The following is a 20,392-nucleotide window of genomic DNA, read 5'->3' on the forward strand; positions in this document are numbered from 1 at the left end:
ACGCGTGGGCCTCCGGAAGGACACACGCCGCGATGGACGACGCGTGGGTGATCGAGGATGCTGCCCTTGTCGAGCCGCTGACCGCGGCCTGCGACGAGATGAAGCGGTCGCTCGCCGGCCTGGCACCGCCGCCCTCAGGCGCCCCGACCGATGTAGCGGCCAGCATGGCCGCCCAGGACGCGGCCGTGGCCGCGATGATCGCGCGGGACCGTGCGATCGGTCCGGAAACGCTGGACAGCGACCCGCCGGCGTTGGACTGGCTGGCCGACTGGGAAGCGCTCCTGCGCGCCCGCGGCGACACCGAGCACGCACTGCTGGCCGGCCCCGCCGGCCCCGGTGGCCGCTCGGTCGCGATCATCGTTCCCCAGACCGAAGACGGCTATCCGATCACCGCCCGGATGGCTGACGCGCTGCCCGCCTGCGCCGTGCCCAGCGTGCTGCTCGAACCGCCCCGACCCGGGTAGTGCGAGCAGGCCGAGCGTCGCCGGCCGATTGACCTCGAGTTCGGTCGAGGTCCCAACGTGCCGATCATGACGACGCCACACCGGGCCGGCACGGCTCCAGCGGAGGCCCCGGGCGAACCGGCTCCAGCGGTGCTCCGCGTCTTCCCTCTTCCGCGCTTCCCGCGATCCCTGTGTCTGTGCGCCCACTGCTGCCGGCGGTAGGCGCCGCTGCACTGTGCCCGCCCGCTGTGCCCGCCCGCCGGGGGCGGACGGGCGGGCACAGCGGGCGTCGCTCCGGTCTTGACACCCCGGAACGCCGATCTTACTGTGCATATGTCGAACACTCGCGTTCTATAGTTCGCACAACGATAGTTCGCACGGCGTGCGCACAGCGTGAGCCGGGGCGCATCCGTGAGCCAGGGCGGCGTGAGTGGGGTGCGGCGTGAGAGAGGGATGGGCCAGGCGCGTGTCGGAGTACGAAAGCATCTGGAGTGACCTTCAGGGCGTCCCGTTCTCGCAGGGATATCTGGACGCCGCGGGCGTGCGGACGAGATACCTGCATGCCGGCGACGAGAGCAGACCGGTGCTCGTCCTGTTACACGGCTCGGGCGGGCATGCGGAGGCCTACGTCCGCAACCTGGAGGCCCACGCCCAGCACTTCTCGACGTGGGCGATCGACATGCTCGGCCACGGGTACACCGGCCGGCCCGGTCACCCCCTGGAGGTCGCGCACTACGTCGAGCACCTGCTGGCGGTGCTCGACACGATCGGCGCGGACCGCGCCCACATCAGCGGCGAGTCGCTCGGGGGCTGGGTCGCGGCCCGCGCGGCCGTCGACCATCCGGACCGGGTCGACCGGCTGGTGCTGAACACCGCCGGCGGGTCGCAGGCGGATCCGGCCGTCATGGCCCGCATCCGCACGCTGTCGATGGCGGCGGTGGAGAACCCGACCTGGCCGGTCGTCCAGGCCCGGATCACATGGCTGATGGCGGACAAGACCCGGGACTACGACGACCTCGTCGCGAGCCGGCAGCGCATCTACCGGCAGCCCGGCTTCACCGCGGCGATGAGCGACATCATGGCGCTGCAGGACCCGGTGATCAGGGCGCGCAACCTGCTCGGCCCGGCCGAGTACGGCGCCATCACGGCACCCACGCTGGTGCTGTGGACCAGTGACGACCCGACCGCGGACGTCGAGGAGGGCGGCCGGATCGCCTCGATGATCCCGGGTGCCCGGTTCGAGGTGATGCCCGGCTGTGGCCACTGGCCCCAGTACGAGGACGCGAAGACCTTCAACCGCCTGCACCTCGACTTCCTGCTGGGGCGCTGACCATGACCGCGGACCTGCCCGGCACCGGAGCGGGCACCGCAGCCGGTTCCGGGCCTGGAGCCGGCACCGGCACCGGACCTGGAACCGAGGCCGCCGCACCGACGGTCGTGCTGATCGGCGCAGGGCCGGTGGGGCTGACCCTCGCGAACATGCTCGGCGGCTATGGCGTGCGCACCCTGGTGGTCGAGGAGCGGGAGACGCTGATCGACTACCCGCGCGGGGTCGGGCTGGACGACGAGTCGCTGCGCACCTTCCAGACCACAGGCCTGGTCGACCGGATCCTGCCGCACACGAACCCCAACCAGGTGATGCGGTTCGTCGACGCGAAGCAGCGTGTGCTCGCCGAGATCGCGCCGACCAGCGAGCCGTTCGGCTGGCCGAAGCGCAACGGCTTCGTCCAGCCGCTGGTCGACGCCGAGCTGCTGGCGGGCCTGCGGCGGTTCGACCATGTCGAGGTCCGCTGGGGCCACCGGATGGAGTCGCTGGAACAGTCCGCCGGCGGGGTCACTGTCGGGCTGTCCGGGCCCGCCGGCCCCTCGACCGTCACGGCCGGCTACGTCGTCGGCTGCGACGGCGGGCGCAGCGCCACCCGCCAGCTGATGGGGATGTCGTTCGAGGGCACGACGTCGCCGACGCGCTGGCTTGTGGTCGACATCCGCCCCGACCCGCTCGGCCGGCCCAACGTGGATGTCGGCGCGGACCCGGCGCGCCCCTACGTGTCGGTGTCCATCGCGCACGGCATCCGCCGGTTCGAGTTCATGCTGCACGCGGACGAGGCCGACGAGGCGGCGGAGGACCCGGCGTTCGTCGCCACCATGCTCGCCCGGTTCGTGCCGCACCCGGACCGGGTGACCGTCATCCGGCGCCGGGTGTACACACACCACTCGCGGATCRCCGGCTCCTTCCGCGACGGCCGGGTCCTGATCGCCGGCGACGCCGCCCACCTGATGCCGGTCTGGCAGGGCCAGGGCTACAACAGCGGCATCCGGGACGCGGCCAACCTCGGCTGGAAGCTCGCCGCGGTGGCGAACGGCCTCGCCGGTGACGCCCTGCTCGACACCTACGACGTCGAGCGGCGCCGGCACGCGCAGGCGATGATCGACCTGTCGACGACCGTCGGGCGCATCATCTCCCCGACCAGCCGGCGGGTCGCCACCGTGCGGGACTGGATCGCCCGGACGGCCTCCGCCGTGCCCGCGCTGAAGCAGTACGTCGTGGAGATGCGGTTCAAGCCGATGCCGCGGTACGCCGAGGGCGCGGTGGTGCACACGGAGCCGATCCGTGCGGACTCGCCGGTCGGGACCCTGTTCATCCAGCCGCGGGTCGACACCCGCGAACGCGAGAACGTCCGCCTCGACGACGTGCTCGGGCCCTGGTTCGCCGTGCTGTGCTGGAACAACGACCCGTACGAGCTGCTCGGCCCCGAGACGTTCGCGAGGTGGAAGGCCCTCGGCGCGACCTTCGTCGCGCTGCGGCCGGTGACCCAGCTGCACTGGGCGGGCCAGGACCACCCGGACGTCGTGGTGGTCGGGGACCGCACCGGCGCCCTCAAGTCCTGGTTCGACGCGCACGAGGAGTCCGTGCTCTTCCTGCGGCCCGACCGGTGTGTGTCCGGCGCCTGCGTCGCCCAGCTGACCTCCGAACTGGCCGCGTCGCTCACCGGCGCGCTGTCCCTCACCCCGGGAGCCGAGGATGGCGCTCGCCCTCTGCTGTATGTCGCACAGCCCGCTGCTCGGCCTGCCCGGCCCACCGCCGTCTCTGCTGGCTGACGTCGGCACGGCGCTCGCCGCCGCCCGGGACGTGGTGCACGACTACGACCCGGACCTGGTCGTCCTGTTCGCTCCGGACCACTACAACGGCTTCTACTACCGGCTCATGCCGCCGTTCTGCGTCGGGACCGCGGCACGCGGCGTCGGCGACTACGGGACGCAGAGCGGCGCGCTCGACGTCCCGTCCGACCTCGCCTACGGCTGCGCCGAGGCGGCGTGGGCGGCCGACGTCGACGTGGCCGTCTCGACCGGCATGGACGTCGACCACGCCACGGCGCAGCCGTTGGAGCTGCTCTTCGGCGACATCGCGGCCCGTCCGGTGGTCCCGGTCTTCGTCAACTCGGTCGCCGTCCCGCTGGCGCCGCTGCGCCGGGCCCGGCTGCTCGGGGCGGCGATCGGCCGCTACCTTGCCGGCCTGGACCGGCGGGTGCTCGTGATCGGGTCCGGCGGCCTGTCGCACGACCCGCCCGTCCCGACCCTGGCCAGCCCGCCGGAGGTGCTCGAGCGCATCGTGCACGGCCGGCCGCCGACGGCGGGGGAGCGGCAGGCGCGGCAGACCGCGGTGATCGAGGCTGCGGCGGGCTTCGCCCGCGGCGAGACCGACCTGCGGCCGCTCAACCCCGGGTGGGACCAGCGCGTGCTCGACGTCCTCGACCAGGGCCGGCTGGCCGAGCTGGACGGGTGGAGCAACGCCGCGATCACGCGGGAGGGCGGCAACTCCGCGCACGAGATCCGCACGTGGGTGGCCGCGTTCGCGGCGCTCGCCGCAGTGGGGCCGTACCGGGTTCGGACCCGGTACTACCGGCCCGCGCCCGAGCTGATCGCCGGCTTCGCCGTCCGGACGGCCTTCCCGCGATGAGGCCGGCGTGCAGCCGCGAGCGGTGCTCGCCCCAACGATTCCGAGGTGCCAGGTGACAAGCAGGGTTGTGACAGGCGTCGTGGGACGCGACGCGATCGAGGCCGCCGTCGCGCGGCTCGACCGGGCGGCCGCCGAGCACGTTCCGTGCGCACCGGTCGCCGACCTGATCGGCCCGAGCGACATCGACGCGGCCTACGCGGTGCAGTCGGCGCTCACCGCGCTGCGGGTCGCCCGCGGCGCGCGGATCGTCGGCCGGAAGATCGGCCTCACCTCGCCGGCCGTCCAACGCCAGGTCGGCGTGGACCAGCCCGACTTCGGCGTGCTCTTCGACGACATGCACTACGCCTCGGGTACCACGGTGCCGTTCGGCCGGCTGCTGCAGCCCAGGGCCGAGGCCGAGATCGCCTTCGTCCTCGCCGCGGACATCGTCGACCCCGCGCCCGCCGCCGTCCGGGCGGCGGTCGGCAGTGCGGTGGCGGCGATCGAGGTCGTCGACAGCCGGGTCGCGGACTGGCGGATCAGCATCACCGACACGGTGGCGGACAACGCCTCCAGCGGTGTCTTCGTGCTGGGCGACCGGCATCTCACCCTGGACGAGTTCACCCCGGCCGACGTGTCGATGCGGATGCTGCGCAACGGCGTGGCCGCCAGCACCGGGACGGGGCGCGCGTGCCTCGGCGACCCGCTCGCCGCGCTGGCGTGGCTCGCGCGCACGGCACTGGACTTCGAGGACCCGCTCCGGGCCGGCGACATCGTCCTTTCCGGGGCGCTCGGTCCGCTGGTCCCCATCGAGCCCGGCGATGTGATCCAAGCCGAGGTCGGCCCCCTGGGCCCGGTAACGGCGACGTTCGAGAAGGAAGGCTGAAACGGTGCGGCATGTGGCGATCATCGGGTCGGGGAACATCGGCACCGACCTCCTGATCAAGATCAAACGAAGGTCCGAGTCGCTGAGTGTGGCGGCCATGGTGGGGATCGACCCGGAGTCCGACGGCCTCGCCCGGGCGAGACGGCTGGGGGTCGCCACGACCTCCGACGGGGTGGCCGGTCTCCTGGCGATGCCCGAGTTCGAGCAGGCCGACATCGTGCTCGACGCCACGAGCGCCAACGCCCACCGCGCGAACGCGGCGGCGCTGGCCCCGTACGGCCGGCGGCTGATCGACCTCACCCCGGCGGCCCTCGGGCCGTTCGTGGTGCCGGCGGTCAACCTCGACGAGCACCTGAGCGCCCCCAACGTCAACATGACGACCTGCGGCGGGCAGGCCACCGTCCCGATCGTCGCCGCGGTCTCGCGTGTCACCCCGGTGGCCTATGCGGAGATCGTCGCCACGGTGGCGTCGAAATCCGCCGGGCCCGGCACGCGCGCCAACATCGACGAGTTCACCGAGACGACGGCGCACGCGCTGGAGTCGGTGGGCGGCGCACGGCGCGGCAAGGCGATCATCATCCTGAACCCCGCCGAACCGCCGCTCATCATGCGCGACACCGTGCTGTGCCTGGTCGGCGACGTCGACCGGGAGGCGGTCACCGAATCGATTCACCGGATGATCGCGGACGTCGCCGCCTATGTGCCCGGCTACCGCCTGAAGCAGGACGTGCAGTTCAACCCCGTGGACCCGGCCGAGGTGCGCATACTCCTGCCGGACGACACGGTCGACGTCCGCTGGAAGGTGAGCGTGTTYCTCGAGGTGGAGGGTGCCGCGCACTATCTGCCGGCCTACGCCGGCAATCTGGACATCATGACGTCGGCCGCCGTGCGGGTCGCCGAGCGCATCGCCGGATCCGAGGTGACGGCATGACCGGGCCGAACATCTATCTGCAGGACGTCACCCTTCGAGACGGGATGCACGCCATCCGGCACCGGGTCGACCCGGAGCGGGTCGGCGCGATCGTGGCCGCTCTCGACAAGGCGGGCGTCCGGGCGATCGAGGTCACCCACGGCGACGGGCTGGCCGGCTCCAGCCTGACGTACGGCCCCGGCAGCCACACCGACTGGGAGTGGATCGAGGCGGCGGTCGCCAACGCCGCGCAGGCCACCATCACCACGCTGCTGCTGCCGGGGGTGGGCACCATCGCCGAGCTCCGCCGGGCGCATGCGATGGGTGTCGGCTCGGTCCGCATCGCGACGCACTGCACCGAGGCGGACGTCGCCGCCCAGCACATCGCCGCGGCGCGTGAGCTCGGGATGGACGTGTCCGGCTTCCTGATGATGAGTCACATGGCCGAGCCGGCCGAGCTGGCCGCCCAGGCCAGGCTGATGGAGTCGTACGGGGCGCACTGTGTCTACGTCACCGACTCGGGCGGCCGGCTGACCACCGACCGCGTGCGCGAGCGGGTCCGCGCCTACCGCGACGTCCTCAGCCCGGACACCCAGATCGGCATTCACGCGCACGAGAACCTCTCGCTGTCGGTCGCCAACTCGTTCGCCGCGGTGGAGGAGGGCGCGTACCGCGTCGACGCGTCGCTCGCCGGGCAGGGGGCCGGCGCCGGCAACTGCCCGATCGAGCCGTTCGTCGCGGTCGCGCTGCTGCTCGGCTGGGATATCGACTGCGACCTGCTCGCGCTGGAGGACGCCGCCGAGGACCTGGTGCGGCCCCTGCAGGACCGTCCCGTCCGCGTCGATCGCGAAACCCTCACGCTCGGCTTCGCGGGCGTGTACTCAAGCTTCCTCCGGCACGCCGAGATCGCCGCCGAGACCTACGGCGTGGACGCCCGCAGCATCCTGATCGAGGCGGGCCGCCGAAAGCTGGTCGGCGGCCAGGAGGACATGCTCGTCGACATCGCCCTGGCAATACAGCCCAAGTAGGCCCGTGCCAACCGGCGGATGCCCGCGGGGCGCGTTCATCGCTCCGCCACTTCCGCGTTTTCTCTTCCTCCGCGCCGTGCCCCGCACGCTGCTTTTCGTGTGCCCGAGGAGGCCATGATGCCCGCCAACGACATCCCGGTGTTCGACGCCGACAACCATCTGTACGAGACCAGGGACGCGTTGACCAAGTTCCTGCCCGACCGGTACAAGGGCGCCGTCGACTACGTCGAGGTCCACGGCCGGACGAAGATCGTGGTCCGGGGGCAGATCAGCGACTACATCCCGAACCCGACCTTCGACGTGGTCGCCCGCCCGGGTGCGCAGGAGGACTACTACCGCCACGGCAATCCCGACGGGAAGTCCTACCGGGAGATCTTCGGCGCGCCGGTGCGCTGCATCGACGCCTGGCGGGAGCCGGCCGCCCGGCTGAAGCTCATGGACGAGCAGGGCCTGGACCGCACGCTGATGTTCCCGACGCTGGCCAGCCTGATCGAGGAACGGATGCGGGACGACCCGGACCTGGTCCACGCCGTCATCCACTCCCTCAACGAGTGGCTGTACGAGACCTGGCAGTTCAACTATGAGGGCCTCGACCGCATTTTCACCACCCCGGTGATCACGCTCCCGATCGTCGAGCGGGCGATCGAGGAACTGGAGTGGGTGCTGGAGCGGGGTGCCCGGGTGGTCCTCATCCGCCCGGCGCCGGTGCCCGGCCTGCGCGGGGCGCGCTCGTTCGGGCTGCCGGAGTTCGACCCGTTCTGGGAGCGGGTGCAGGAGGCCGACATCCTGGTCGCGCTGCACTCGTCGGACAGCGGTTACGACCGCTACTACAGCGACTGGACGGGCACCAGCTCCGAGATGCTGCCGTTCAAGCCCAGCGCGTTCCGGATGCTGCAGGCCTGGCGTCCGGTGGAGGACGCGGTGGCGGCGCTGGTCTGCCACGGCGCGCTGTCCCGGTTCCCCCGGCTGAAGATCGCCGTCGTSGAGAACGGCAGCAGCTGGGTCGCGCCGCTGCTGCTGTCCATCAGGGACCTCTACAAGAAGCTGCCGCAGGACTTCGCGGAGGACCCGATCGAGGTCATCAGGCGGAACATCAACATCAGCCCGTTCTGGGAGGAGGACCTGGGCGCGCTCGCCGGACTCATCGGGGAGGACCGGGTGCTGTTCGGCTCCGACTACCCGCACCCGGAGGGGCTGGCCAGCCCGCTGACCTACCTCGACGAGCTCAGGCACCTGCCCGAGGCGACCACCCGCAAGATCATGGGAGGCAACCTCGCCCGGCTGATGAACATCCCGGTCCCGGCCTAGCCGGACAGGCTCCCCGGGGGCGGGCCACGGACCCGTCCCCGGGCACGGCGCAGGGCGGCGCTCCCACCGGGGGTGGGAGCGCCGCCCTGTGGTGACGCCGCCCGAGCGGACCCGGGCTCATGGTGAGTGGGTGTGAGCGAGTCCGGTCAGCGGGCGCGGCGTGCGCTGAACGTCGCGGCGCTGTGGGTCGGTTGCGACCTGGACCGCTCCGCGGTCGACGGGCTGGCCTCGCGCTCGGGTGAGGTGGTACGAGTCGTGACCCTGGACGGTCGAGACGCCGTGGACCGCCCGGCGCGGCGGTGGTTGCCGGCGGGGCGGCGCCCACGCCGTCTGCCCGTTCGAGGTGTCGGCTCGGCGCCGTGGTCCTCACCGACCGGTGGGCGCTGGGCTGGAGTGGTTCTGGCCTCCGCCTGTGCCGCGACCACGGGGCTGGTGAGCGACCGGGCACCGGGGGCGAGCGTGGACAGTATCGGGTGATCGGCGGATGCGATCCGGGTGGTCGTCGGCCTGATGCCGGCGGCGCGGGCCAGTTGTATGACCTCACGGATCTGCTCCGTGGTCGCCAGGGTGATGACGGTGCCGCTGTTGCCGGCGCGCGCGGTGCGCCCGGAACGGTGCAGATATGCCTTGTGGTCGGCCGGTGGGTCGGCGTGGATCACGAGTGCCACGTCGTCGACGTGGATGCCGCGGGCGGCGATGTCCGTGGCGACCAGCGCCGAGGCCCGGCCGGTGTGGAAGTCGTCGAGGTTGCGGGTACGGGCGTTCTGGCTCAGGTTGCCGTGCAGCTCGACCGCGCGCACGCCGGCGCGGTTGAGCTGGCGGGCCAGAGCCTTGGCGCCGTGCTTCGTGCGGGTGAACACGACGGCGCGGCCCGGGGCGCTGGACAGGTCGACGAGCACGGGAAGTCGGTTGTCCCGCTCGACGTGCAGCAGATGGTGCGCCATCGTGCCCACCGGGGACTGGGCGGAGTCGGCCTCGTGTACCGCGGGCCTGCTGAGGTACTGGCGCACCAGGGCGTCGACGGCCTTGTCCAGGGTCGCCGAGAACAGCATGCGCTGCCCACCGGCCGCGGTCTGGCCGATCAACCGCCGCACCGCGGGCAGGAACCCCAGATCGGCCATGTGGTCGGCCTCGTCCAACACGACGATCTTCACCTGGGCCAGCGAGCAGCGCCCCCGCGCGAGGAGATCCTCCAGCCGGCCGGGGCAGGCCACGACGATGTCGACACCCCGCCGGATCGCGGCCACCTGCGGTTCCTGACCGACGCCGCCGAACACGGTGCACGAGGTGAGGCCGGCCGCGGCGGCCAACGGTCGCAGCGCCGTTTCGATCTGCGCGGCGAGCTCGCGGGTGGGCGCCAGAACCAGCGCGCGCGGAGCCCCGGCCCGGGCCCGGGGCCCGCCGGACAGCCGCGCGACCACGGGCAGGAGGAACGCGAGCGTCTTGCCGGACCCCGTGCGGCCGCGGCCGAGGACGTCACGTCCGGCGAGCGCGTCCGGCAGCGTCGCCCGCTGGATGGGGGTGGGGGTCTCGATGGCGAGACGGGTGAGAACATCGGTCAGGCGCGCGGGCACGCCGAGATCGGTGAACGAAGACAAGAAGAATCTCTATCTGTGCGGGTGTCCCGCCGACAACCGGGGATCCGAGGATCTCGGCCGGTTACGCGCGGAGCGGAGGCCCGATGCTGAGAAACGGGTGCTACGACGCGCGGACAACTCGCGGCAGGAGCTCGACGAGCTGATGGAGCCATCATAGCCGGTCCGCGCGCCGCACCGGTGCCCACAGGTGCCGGTGCGGTCGTCGGCGGGCAACGGGCCGTCGCTGGGGGCTGCGCCGGCGGTGGGCCCCACCCAGGGCGCGTCGCACCTGACAGGGCCTACTGGGTGGCGGCGGCCGCCGACCCGCTCAGCGCGGCGCAGATGCCGCCGTCCACGAGGATGTCGACACCGGTCACGAAACGGGCGCTGTCGGACAGCAGGAAGGCGGCGACGTCGGCGACGTCCTCCGCCTGCCCGATGCGGCCCAGGGGAGTCTGGTCCACCAGGGTCTGCATGACGGTGTGGGTCTCGGCCTCCTGCCGGCCCTGCGGAGTGTCGATGATCCCCGGGGAGAGGGAGTAGACGCGCCCGCCGAGCGGACCGACCCGCACCGCTTCCTGGCGGGCGAAGCGCTGCACCCCGCGTTTGGCCCACGAGTAGGCCATGCCGGTGTCCTCGACGAGGGGCCCGAGGGTCTCGTGCAGGCGGTCGAGGAAGTTCTCGTCGAGCGGGTCGTCCAGCACGGCGTCGGCGGCCGGATCGGCCTCGCTGATCTGCAGGTACGGCGCCATGGAGGCGAAGCACACCAGCGCCGTCCCGGCGGTGGTGAGCGGGCGCAGGGCCGCCGCGAGCAGCGCCGTCCCGACGAGGTCGACGGCGAAGATGCGGCGCCAGTCGGCCATGGTCGGTGAGATGCCCGCGGCGTGCGCGACGGCGCGCAGCGTGCCGAGCTCGCCGACCCGCGCCGCGAGCCGGGCCAGTCCCTCCCTGTCGGTGACGTCGAGGACGAACGCCTCGACGGCGGTCGTGCTCGCCGGCCACCGCTGGGCCAGCGCGGTCACCGACTCGTCCCGGTCGACGAGCAGCAGCGCGTCGACCGCGCCGTCCAGGCGCTGTGCGCAGGCCAGGCCCATACCGCGGCCGGCTCCGGTCACGATGCCCACCGTCCCGGCGGCGGCCTGGTTCCCTTTTCTGGTCAAGGCTTCTCCACTTCCCTGTGCGAGGTGACCGTGCGAGGCGTGGTGTGCGGACCGCCGTGGGCGGGGCCCGGCCGGGTGGTCCCGGACCGGGCCCCGCCCACGGGCAGGTGGCCTACACGCTGAGCGTGCGGACCGGGTCGCTGCCGTCCCAGCCCTGCGCGGCCTGGCGGACCAGCGTGGCGATGCCGTCGGTGGCGGCCGTGACCTCCATGATCTCGACGATGGCGGCGGGCCCGGCCGGCGGCTCGACGTAGGCGTAGCGGGCCGCGCCGTCGCCGTCACCGGACCACACGACGGGCCAGCCGGCGGCCGCCACGGACCGCATGGTGGCGTCGAAGTCGTCGGTCCACCAGGCCAGCTGGTGGAACCCCTCGTGCCCCGCCTGCAGGAACTCGGTGTAGATGGTGGGGGTGTCGTCCTCCTGGCAGATCAGTTCGACCTGCAGGTCACCGGAGTTGCTGAAGGCGATGGACAGCGGGGCCGAGCAGGTCCGGCCCCGGTAGCTGGCGGTCTCGCGCTGCCCACGCAGGACGTACCAGGGGCCCACGCCCAGCTCGAGCCAGCTGCGCACGGCCTGGTCGATGTCACGGACGACGTAGCCGATCTGGCGGACGGCGCCCGGCAGGACGGTCGGCCCGGCGGCCACCTCCGAGGTCGGGTTCATCGGTGCTCCTTCTGCGTTGACGTCGTATGGATGGGGTGGGCCGGCGGGGCCGGGGGCGTCCTCAGGGCTCCAGCACGACCCGGATGGCGCCCGACTTCCGGTCGCTCGCCACCCGGAACGCCTCCTCGGCCTCCTCGAGCGGGAAGCGGTGGGTGATGAGGGTCTCGACGATCTCGGGGTCCTCGGCGAGCATGGCCGCGGCGTCCTCCATCTCGCGGCCGCCGCCGTGGCGGCAGTAGCCGAGGGAGGACACCAGACGGCCCTCGCGGAGGAAGACGGAGAGCCAGTCGACCTCGATGGTGCCCATGTAGACCCCGATGGCGACGACAGTGCCGCCGGGCGCCAGCAGCTCCACGGCGCGGGCGAGGCTGGCCGGGCTTCCCGCCGCCTCGATGATGACGTCGTACTCGCCCTTGGGCGGGCCGCTGGCGCCGAGGCGCTGGGCGGCCTCGATCTGGTGCGGATAGCGCGCCTCGATGGCGACGTCGGTGATGCCCGCCCGGCGGGCGGCAGCGACGGCGAGCAGACCCAGCGCGCCCGCACCGACGACCGCCACCCGGGCTCCGGGGGTCGCGCCAGCGACCCGGATGGCGTGCCAGGACACCGACGCCGGCTCGACAAGGCAGGCGTCGCGTACGTCGAGGCCGGCCGGCAGCGGGACTAATCGGGCTGTGGGCACGCGGAAGTGCTCGGCCATGCCGCCGTCGGCACTGAAGCCGAGCGCCCGCTCGCCGTGCGTGGGACAGCGGTTGTAGTTGCCGTTCAGGCACTGCTCGCATTCCATGCAGCCGAAGAGCGCCTCGACGATGTAGGCGCTGCCGTCCGCGCGCACGCCCGCCAGCTCGTGGCCGAGGATGTGGCGGCTGCCCTGGCTGATGTAGATCAGATCGGAGCTGCAGATGCTCGCCGAGCGGACCTGCAGGATCTCGCCGGTGCCGGGAGGCTCGTCGAGGTCGACGAGCTGCACGCCGCCTTCGGCTGCACGTACGGCTTTCATGGACGCTCCTTCACGGGTTGCGGGACGGTGGGGCCGGTCGTGCTGGAGCCGGTCGTGCTGCCGGCGAGGGCTGCCGGTGACCCGGCGGGCCCGGTGGGGGTGTCGCTGATCCCGAGGTAGGAATGCACCAGCAGGTCGGCGTCGACATCCGCGGTCCGCGCCGCCCAGGCCACCCGGCCGACGGCCATGAAGGCGATGGTGTCGGCGAGCGCCACCACGTCGTGGGCCTTCTCCTCGACCAGCAGGATCGCGGTCCCCGTGGCCCGTAGTTCCTCCAGCGCGCCGTAGACCTCGGCGACGACGAGCGGGGCCAGGCCGAGCGAGGGCTCGTCCACGATCAGGACGGCGGGGGGCTTCACCAGCGCTGGTGCCAGGGCCAGCATCTGCTGCTCGCCGCCGGACAGAGATCCGGCGAGCTGGCCGCGGCGCCGGCCGAGCACCGCGAAACGGCGGTAGGCGGCGTCCCGGTCATCGGTCGACGGGAGCCACAGGGAGAGGTTCTCGTCCACGGTCAGGGCCGGAAAGATGCCGCGGCCCTCGGGGATGAGGAAGGCGCCGCTCCGGACTCTGCGGTGCGGTGGCAGCCCCGTGACGTCCTGGCCGCCGAGCCGCACGGTGCCCCGTGTCACCGGGACGCCGCCGGTGACCACCCCGCAGATCGTCGACTTGCCGGCCCCGTTGGCCCCGATGAGCGCGAGCACCTCGCCCGCCCGCAGCGTCAGGCTGACCCCGTGCAGCACCTCCACGGCGCCGTAGGCGGCGTGCACGCCGCGCAGCTCGAGCACGGTCGAGGCACCGTCCGAGGCCTCGGTGCCCGGCGCGCCGACCGCGGCCGCGCTGTTCGGGGTCGCGCCGACCGGGACCGTGCTGTTCGGGGTCACGCCGACCGGGGTCGCCGCGGTGGCGGCGGTCTCCCGGCGCAGCGCCCGCTGCTCCCGCCTGCGGCGACGCTCGAACCGCTGTTGCGCGGTGAGGGCGAGGATGCCGTCGGAGTTCTGCGCCAGGTTGATCGCGGCCAGTCCGGAGAGCACCTGCGGCAGGTAGGACGTCTCCGCGACGTGGCTGAGGATCTCGGGGCTGACGGCGGCGCTCAGCCCGGCGATCACGGCCGCGGCCGGCCGGCGCACCCCGAACAGCACGACCGTGGCGAGCCAGAACAGGCCCGTCTCGACCGGATAGTCGAGGTGGGTGATGCGCCCGGACGAACTCGCGAGCAGCACACCGCCGAACCCGGCGATCGCCGCGGACAGGGCGAACACCGCGGTCTTCGTGCGGCCCGCCGAGATGCCGATGGTCACCGCGCCCGGCTCGGTGGAGCGCAGCGCGGCCATCGCCCGGCCGGAGCTCGACCGGATCAGGTTGCTGACCAGGAGAAGGGCGAGACCCAGCACGACCGACAGGAAAATGATCATTGAGCGGGGGTCGGCGAGGTCCACCGGCCCGAGGGCGGGCGGGCTGAGCACCCACCCACCGAAGTCGTTCCGGCTCACGCCGCTGAGCTGGAAGAACAGGTTCTGGCAGAGGTACGCCAGGGCCAGGGTCGCCAGCGCCAGGGGCAGCCCGCCGAGCCGCCGGGCGGGCAGCGACACCAGCACGCCCATCGCGGTGGCGACCGCGGTGCCGAGGAGCAGCGCGACCGCGAACGGCCAGTGGTGGCTGACCGCCCAGCCGGCCGTGATGCCGGCGGCGGTCACGAACGCGGCCTGCGCGAGGCTTACCATCCCGCCGACTCCGGTCACGACGGTGAAGGAGAGCAGCACCAGCGACAGCGCCAGCCCGCGGATGATGAGTGACTGCCAGTACTCGTCCGCCACGAACAGCGCGAAGACGAGGACGACGACGCTCCACACCGTCCACGCGATGACCTTGCGTCGCTTCGACTCCGTCCCGTAGGACGGCGGCGGCGGGTCGTCGTCGGCGTGCGCGCCGGCCCGCCGGCTGCGGTCCACGGCGAACACGAACAGCAGCCCGAGCAGCAGGATGAACGGCACCGACGTGCTGAACCCGGAGATGCTCTGGGCGAAGTCCGCGTAGCCGACGATGAGGTTCTGCAGGACGCCGATCAGCAGGCCGCCGGCGAGTGCGAGGGGCATCGAACGGAACCGGGCGAACACGACGGCCGGCGTCGAGATCAGCACGACCGTGGTGAACACCGGGGTGTTGAGCGTGAAGATCGGGGCGACCAGCACACCGGCGAGCCCGGCGAGGAAGCTGCCCAGCATCCACGACACGGCGGAGGTCCGGTCGGGATCGATGCCGCGCAGGGCGGCCAGGCTCCGCCGGTCCACCACGGCCCGCATCTGGAGCCCGAGCCGGGTGCGCTGCAGCAGGACCCACAGACCGATGGCCGTGAGCACCGCGGCGCCGAAGACGGCGATCTGGTTGCTGTCCAGCAGCACCCCGCCGAGCGTCCACGTCCTCTTCGGGGTCGGCCCCAGCCCGGGGATCAGGAACAGATCCTCGATGCCGGCGATGTCCAGGTGGAACCACAGGTTCAGCCGGCTGGAGATGAACAGGCAGAGCCCGGGCACCGCGATCAGCAGCCCGATCGGTACCACGATCTTCACGGCCACCGGGGCGTGGGCGAGCCGCCGGTAGACCAGCCTGTCCAGTAACAGGCCCAGCAGCGGCGCGAAGACAAGAATGGAAATGATCGCCGCGGGGACGACCGGCACGCCGGCGGTGACATTGAGTTGCACGAACAGATAGGCGGTGGCGAAGGCGACCGCACCGTGCGCGAAGTTGAAGATGCCCGACGTCTGATAGGTCAGGACCACGCCGGCCGCCAGGATGGCGTAGAGACCGCCGGCGACGGCGCCGCCGACGATGAGATTGAGGAACTCCTCCATTGTGTGGCCCTTCGATGGAGATCCGGTCTGGCGGTCAGCCCAGGTAGGCCGCTCGGACGGCGGGGTGGGCCTGAATCTCGTCCGGTGTGCCCTCGGCCAGGACGGAGCCGAGGTTCAGCACCACGACCCGGTCCGACTGGCCCATGACGAAGCCGACGTCGTGCTCGACGAGGACGACCGCCACGCCGGTCGTCCGCAGACGCTGGATCTGCTCGCCGAAGAGCTCCGTCTCGTGGGCGGAGAGCCCCGACGTCGGCTCGTCGAGGAGGAGCAGCCGGGGCTGGTCGGCGATCGCCCGCGCCAGCTCCACCAGCCGGGCCTGACCGATCGGCAGCGAGCCGGCGGGCTTGTGCCGCAGGTCGGCCAGCCCGCAGGCGGTGAGCACCGACAGCGCGTGCTCCCGCCGCTCGGCCTCGCGTCGCCGCCTGCCGGGCGTGGCGAACAGGTCGGCGAGCAGCCCGCCCCCGCCGCCGCGCCATTCCATGGCGGCCAGGACGTTGTCCTCCACCGAGAGGCGGCTGTACAGCTGGGCGCGCTGGAAGGTACGACGCACTCCGGAACGCGTGCGGCGTTCCGGTAGCTGCCGGGTGACGTCGACCCCGTCGAGGCGTACGGTCCCCGACGTGGGCGGCGTCAGGCCCGAGATGATGTCGAACAGGGTGGTTTTGCCAGCGCCGTTCGGGCCGATGAAGCCACAGACCTCGCCGGGGTCCACCCGCAGGGACACATCACTGACGGCGGTCAGCCCGCCGTAGCGCTTGGTGATGTGCCGGACCTCCAGCGCCGGTTTCGTGGTCACTCCGGCGACGCCGCCGTCGGTACTCGTCGCAGCCACACCCACTCCTTTCCGCCCGTGCGGGCCCGTAACGGTCCAGGAAGCGGGGAAAGGCCCGGCCTCCGTGCGGACTGGATCGCTCCGTGGGCGGAGGGTTTGTGGTCCGCTCTCCGCCCACGTCGCGCGGCTGCCGGCCTAGTTGGTGTAGGGGTTGTTGCAGACGAGCGGAACGGCGAGCGAGTATTGGCCGTCCTTCAACTGGGTGGAGGCGCTGCAGGGCGCGCCGTAGAAATGATTCTCCGGCCACGTCGACTGAGCGATGAAGATGCCGTCACCGTAGTGGTAGTCCGGGCTGTTCATTGTGCTCAGGAACTTGTCGACGGTGAGATCCTTGCCGGTCGCCTTGAGACCGGAGATCAGCATGTCGGCGGAGAGCCATCCCATCGCCGAGGTCAGGGACAGCTTGGCGCCCTTGCCGTACTTGTTGATGTCGTCGGTCATCTGGCGCACCGTCGGGTTGGCGGTCTCCTCGAACGGCAGCCACTGGACGCTCGTGTAGGTCTTGTCCAGCGCCTCCAGACCGGTCAGCCGCGGGTCGTAGCCCACCGAGCTGGTCTGGATGCCCTGGTAGCCGGCGGCGGTCAGCGTCTGGGCCAGCGCGGTCACGTTCACGAAGTCGGTGACGTGGTAGATGAGTGCCGGCGGCTTGCCGTCGTTGGCGGTCATGATCTGCCGGACGAGGGATGACGGGTCCGAGGGCGGCTGCCCGTACTGCAGGGTGGTGTTCGTCATGACGACGTCCAGCCCGGCCCGTTCCAGGGCGTCCTTGGTGTCGGCGACGCCCTGCTTGGCCGAGGCGTTGTCGACGCCGAGCAGGACGACGCTCTTGTCCGAGCTGCCGGAGAGCAGCTCGACGTACGGGCCGACCTGGATCGAGTTGTACTTGTCCGGCAGCAGGCAGCCGGTGAAGCCGAAGGTGTTCGCCCGGCCGCAGAACCCGCTGTTGAACGACCAGCCGAACGCCGGCACCACGTTCTTGCACAGCGCGTCGACGTAGCCCGCCATCGTGGTCGTCACCGGGGCCGCGGCGAAGACCTTCTCGTTCTCGGCCAGCTTCTTCCCGGCGTCGGCGTTCTGCTGGGCGTTCTGCGCGTCGTCCACCATGCCGGTGTAGTCGATCGTGCGGCCGAACACGCCGCCCGCGGCGTTCTCCCGGGCGAACCGGGCCTGGGCGCCGAGGTCCGCCTCCTGGTAGGTGGAGGTGCCGCCGCCGCTGAGAGTGCCGATCCCGCCGACCTTGATGCTGGTGGGGGTGATCCCTCGGGTCGGGTCGGGCGAGGGACCGGAGCAGGGCAGAGTGCCTGACACCGGGAGGGTTTTCCACGTGGCGGGTTCCGTGGCGGAGGAGCGGGACAGCGTCGCCGTCGTCGCGGCGTCCGCGCCGGGCGCCGCCGTGCTGCCGCCGCCGTCCCCGCCGTCCCCGCCGCTCCCGCAGGCGGCCACCAGGGCGAGTGCCGCCGCCAGCACCGGTAACAGGCCTTTCCTGGGATTCATTTCTTGGACGACCTTCCTCTGGTTAGTCGCTGCGCGGACGGCCCGGCAGTCACGACGCCTGCCGCAACGTCGTCCTCTTCGGCGCAGCCGAAATCCGCGGTGCGCCGGACCGCGCCTGTAGATGGGGAACTGGACGAGCGGCCAATACCGCTCGCCGGTCGGCGCAGAATCCGGGTGACGCCAAACTAGTGTGGTGTGGCGAAGTATTCCGTGGCGGCGACCGTGAACACGGGCGCCCACGGTCTCTGGAAGCCGAAGAGGCCGTGACAGGTCGGCTGCGGTCCAGTACGCGGCTGTTCTGCCTGCCGACATGCGCCGGTGGGCGAACAATTACCGGACCGCGCCGGCGCGACTCCCTGTCGGTTCGGCCGGAACGTGTGGGAAGGCTTACATTTCCCGATCTGAAAGTCAAGTAAGCGATAGCTGTGACTCTCGGCTTCCGGCTGGTCGCGATGCGCAGATGCGTATGCTGCCGGACTCTGTCCGCCTTGTCTGACATCTTCCTTGATGCCGCTTTCGCTCCGTTGGTAGCGGCATTCCCCGCTGAGGGCCGGGTGACGGCCCCAGAGGTGCGTCGGCGGCGTCGGGGGAGTCGCGGATTCCCCGGAGGTCGTCGTGACGCGGGGAGATCATGAGTCGGAGCCGTCATGCCGCATGGGCGTCGTGCGTCGTGCGTCGTGCGGCGGCGGCCTTCGGCGTCGTGCGGCGGTGGAGTTGTGCGGCGGGGGTGGCGTCGTGGTGCGCGGTGGGCCCACTCGGGGCCGCCTGGCCCGGGGGCTGCCCGTCCGGCGCGCGGCCCGTCCGACGGCGAGGTCGGCTGCTCCGCGCCTGGTAGATGGGCTGGCTGCCCTCGGCCGACCCCCTGTGCCCGTTCGGAAGGTGCTTGCTGTCCGACCGGCGAGCGTCTAGATTGTCGTCAACATTCCAGACATGATCGTCGATTTTTTTTCAGGATCATGTCAGTTTTGGTGTGACGGGCTCGTCGGTTCGACAGGCCGGCGAGGGGCAGCGGTTCGACGACCGTGCGGAGCGGCGCCGGGCCCGGCCTCGTGAACAGGTGAGCGGTGATCGAGATGCCGAAGGTGAGCGGAGGCCGGCAGGCGCCGACGAGCGCCCGCCGGCACACACTGGCCCGAGGCGGATGCGGGCGTGCGGTTCGACCACGTTGCCGGACCTGGCACCCGCGGCGCCAACCCGATGGCCCTGGAGGAGTACCGATGACAACTGTTCCCCCGCCGCAGCCGGCGACGGAACCGGTCTGGAGCTCCGGCGCCGACAGCCAGCTCAGAACGCAGCGTTGGGACGACGACCTGCCGCGCTCACGTCGCGGGGTCGAGACGAGGGCCCGCCTGGTGGAGGCGGCGAAGACCATCTTCKAGGAGAAGGGCTTCCACGATGCGCGGGTCTCCGACATCGGCGAGCGTGCCGGCCTGACGCACAGCGCCTTCTACCACTACTTCGACTCGAAGGAGGACATCCTCCGGGAGGTGGTCACTGCGATAGATCATGCTCTCAACTCGGGGATGGACGTCATCCTTGATCCGTCTTCCACGGCCACACCGCGGGAGCGCCTCACGAAGGCGATCCGGATCCGTTTCGAGGCACACCGCAAAGAAGCGCGGATCATGAACGTCATCGAGCAGGTGGCGCGATACAACGAGCAGATCAACGCGCTCTGGAGCGAGCTCTACCAACGGCACTGCGAGGAGATGGCTGCCTCGATCACCCAGCTCCAGCGGCGCGGCCTGGCGGACGCGACCCTGGACCCGGTCATCGCGACCGACGCGCTGGCCACGATGACACTGCGCTTCGCCGAACAGTCCCTGGTGCAGGAGGGCTCGAGATACGACTTCGATGCCGCCGTCGACCAGATCACCAAGATCTTCATCAACGCACTGCAACTTCGTGACCCCAAGAAGCGCCGCCGGCGCGACGACAGCGGCTAGTACGTCGCGTCCCGGCACAACGGCTTCCTCGCGTGACCGGCCTCGTTACCTGACCAGCATTGTCGCCTGACCAGCGGACCTGAACCGACGACACCAGCGGGGATCGGCTCTCGTGATCCGCTGTCGACACCGCACGCGGCGCGGAGTCGACAGCCGGAGCACGTGGCCTCCCCTGACAACCCGATGGCACCCGCCTCGCGTCCCCGGGCGGATACGGATCACAACCCCCCGCGACGTCATGACCGCGCAGGTATCTCCGCCGGTGGCGTCGCCGAGATCCCGACGTGGCGTCTCACCCGGTGTGAGCGCTGCCCCTGGCGTCGGGACGGAACGACGCCCAGCCCTTTGAGAAAGGTGA

General features: G+C 71.6%; 16 protein-coding genes. 9 read left to right on the forward strand and 7 right to left on the reverse strand.

The annotated features are described in order from the left end of the window. The first annotated feature begins 32 nt into the window (after positions 1-32). The 8 genes from CC117_RS23705 (at position 33) to CC117_RS23740 (ending at position 8,512) form a co-directional block, all read left to right on the forward strand. Positions 33-464, forward strand: a complete 432-nt coding sequence (locus CC117_RS23705) for a hypothetical protein (protein ID WP_071087786.1) — start codon at positions 33-35, stop codon at positions 462-464. 445 nt (positions 465-909) lie between these two features. Beyond that, positions 910-1,773 carry an alpha/beta fold hydrolase gene (locus CC117_RS23710; RefSeq protein WP_071087788.1) on the forward strand — a complete coding sequence of 288 codons (864 nt, stop codon included), beginning with the start codon at positions 910-912 and terminating at the stop codon, positions 1,771-1,773. A 2-nt stretch (positions 1,774-1,775) separates the two neighbouring features. After that, complete coding sequence (locus CC117_RS23715; protein ID WP_084132677.1) at positions 1,776-3,542, forward strand: bifunctional 3-(3-hydroxy-phenyl)propionate/3-hydroxycinnamic acid hydroxylase; 1,767 nt, start codon at positions 1,776-1,778, stop codon at positions 3,540-3,542. After that, positions 3,466-4,401, forward strand: coding sequence for a 3-carboxyethylcatechol 2,3-dioxygenase (locus tag CC117_RS23720; protein ID WP_084132679.1), 936 nt, complete (start codon positions 3,466-3,468; stop codon positions 4,399-4,401). Before CC117_RS23715 ends, CC117_RS23720 begins: the two co-directional genes overlap by 77 nt. Before the next feature lie 52 nt (positions 4,402-4,453). Further along, a complete protein-coding gene (locus tag CC117_RS23725) occupies positions 4,454-5,266 on the forward strand; it encodes a 2-keto-4-pentenoate hydratase (RefSeq protein WP_198541960.1) in 813 nt (270 codons plus the stop codon). A 4-nt stretch (positions 5,267-5,270) separates the two neighbouring features. Next, on the forward strand, positions 5,271-6,197 hold the full coding sequence (locus CC117_RS23730; RefSeq protein ID WP_198541961.1) for an acetaldehyde dehydrogenase (acetylating): 927 nt from the start codon (positions 5,271-5,273) through the stop codon (positions 6,195-6,197). After that, on the forward strand, positions 6,194-7,204 hold the full coding sequence (gene dmpG, locus CC117_RS23735; protein WP_071087796.1) for a 4-hydroxy-2-oxovalerate aldolase: 1,011 nt from the start codon (positions 6,194-6,196) through the stop codon (positions 7,202-7,204). Before CC117_RS23730 ends, dmpG begins: the two co-directional genes overlap by 4 nt. A 117-nt stretch (positions 7,205-7,321) precedes the next feature. Further along, positions 7,322-8,512, forward strand: a complete 1,191-nt coding sequence (locus tag CC117_RS23740; RefSeq protein ID WP_071087857.1) for an amidohydrolase family protein — start codon at positions 7,322-7,324, stop codon at positions 8,510-8,512. 146 nt (positions 8,513-8,658) lie between these two features. Here the strand turns inward: CC117_RS23740 and CC117_RS23745 are convergent, their stop codons facing one another. From CC117_RS23745 to CC117_RS23775, 7 genes are all read right to left on the reverse strand, one after another. After that, positions 8,659-10,110, reverse strand: coding sequence for a DEAD/DEAH box helicase (locus CC117_RS23745; protein ID WP_071087798.1), 1,452 nt, complete (start codon positions 10,108-10,110; stop codon positions 8,659-8,661). A gap of 278 nt (positions 10,111-10,388) precedes the next feature. Next, entirely contained in the window at positions 10,389-11,249 is an 861-nt protein-coding gene (locus CC117_RS23750) for an SDR family oxidoreductase (protein WP_256385404.1), read from the reverse strand. 112 nt (positions 11,250-11,361) lie between these two features. Then, positions 11,362-11,913, reverse strand: coding sequence for a VOC family protein (locus tag CC117_RS23755; RefSeq protein WP_071087800.1), 552 nt, complete (start codon positions 11,911-11,913; stop codon positions 11,362-11,364). 61 nt (positions 11,914-11,974) lie between these two features. Beyond that, entirely contained in the window at positions 11,975-12,910 is a 936-nt protein-coding gene (locus CC117_RS23760; RefSeq protein WP_071087801.1) for a zinc-dependent alcohol dehydrogenase, read from the reverse strand. Next, on the reverse strand, positions 12,907-15,759 hold the full coding sequence (locus CC117_RS23765; protein WP_071087803.1) for an ABC transporter permease subunit: 2,853 nt from the start codon (positions 15,757-15,759) through the stop codon (positions 12,907-12,909). The genes CC117_RS23760 and CC117_RS23765 overlap by 4 nt, the downstream gene beginning before the upstream one ends. 34 nt (positions 15,760-15,793) lie before the next feature. Next, entirely contained in the window at positions 15,794-16,600 is an 807-nt protein-coding gene (locus CC117_RS23770) for an ABC transporter ATP-binding protein (protein WP_071087805.1), read from the reverse strand. A 129-nt stretch (positions 16,601-16,729) separates the two neighbouring features. Beyond that, positions 16,730-18,088: an ABC transporter substrate-binding protein gene (locus CC117_RS23775; protein WP_084132685.1), complete on the reverse strand. Its 1,359-nt coding sequence runs from the start codon at positions 18,086-18,088 to the stop codon at positions 16,730-16,732. Positions 18,089-19,305: 1,217 nt separating this feature from the next. Here CC117_RS23775 and CC117_RS23780 point away from each other — a divergent pair. Continuing rightward, a complete protein-coding gene (locus tag CC117_RS23780; RefSeq protein WP_071087807.1) occupies positions 19,306-20,034 on the forward strand; it encodes a TetR/AcrR family transcriptional regulator in 729 nt (242 codons plus the stop codon). Positions 20,035-20,392 lie beyond the last annotated feature (358 nt).

Origin of the sequence: Parafrankia colletiae (assembly GCF_001854655.1) — a bacterium.
GTDB classification, from domain to species: Bacteria; Actinomycetota; Actinomycetes; order Frankiales; family Frankiaceae; genus Parafrankia; species Parafrankia colletiae.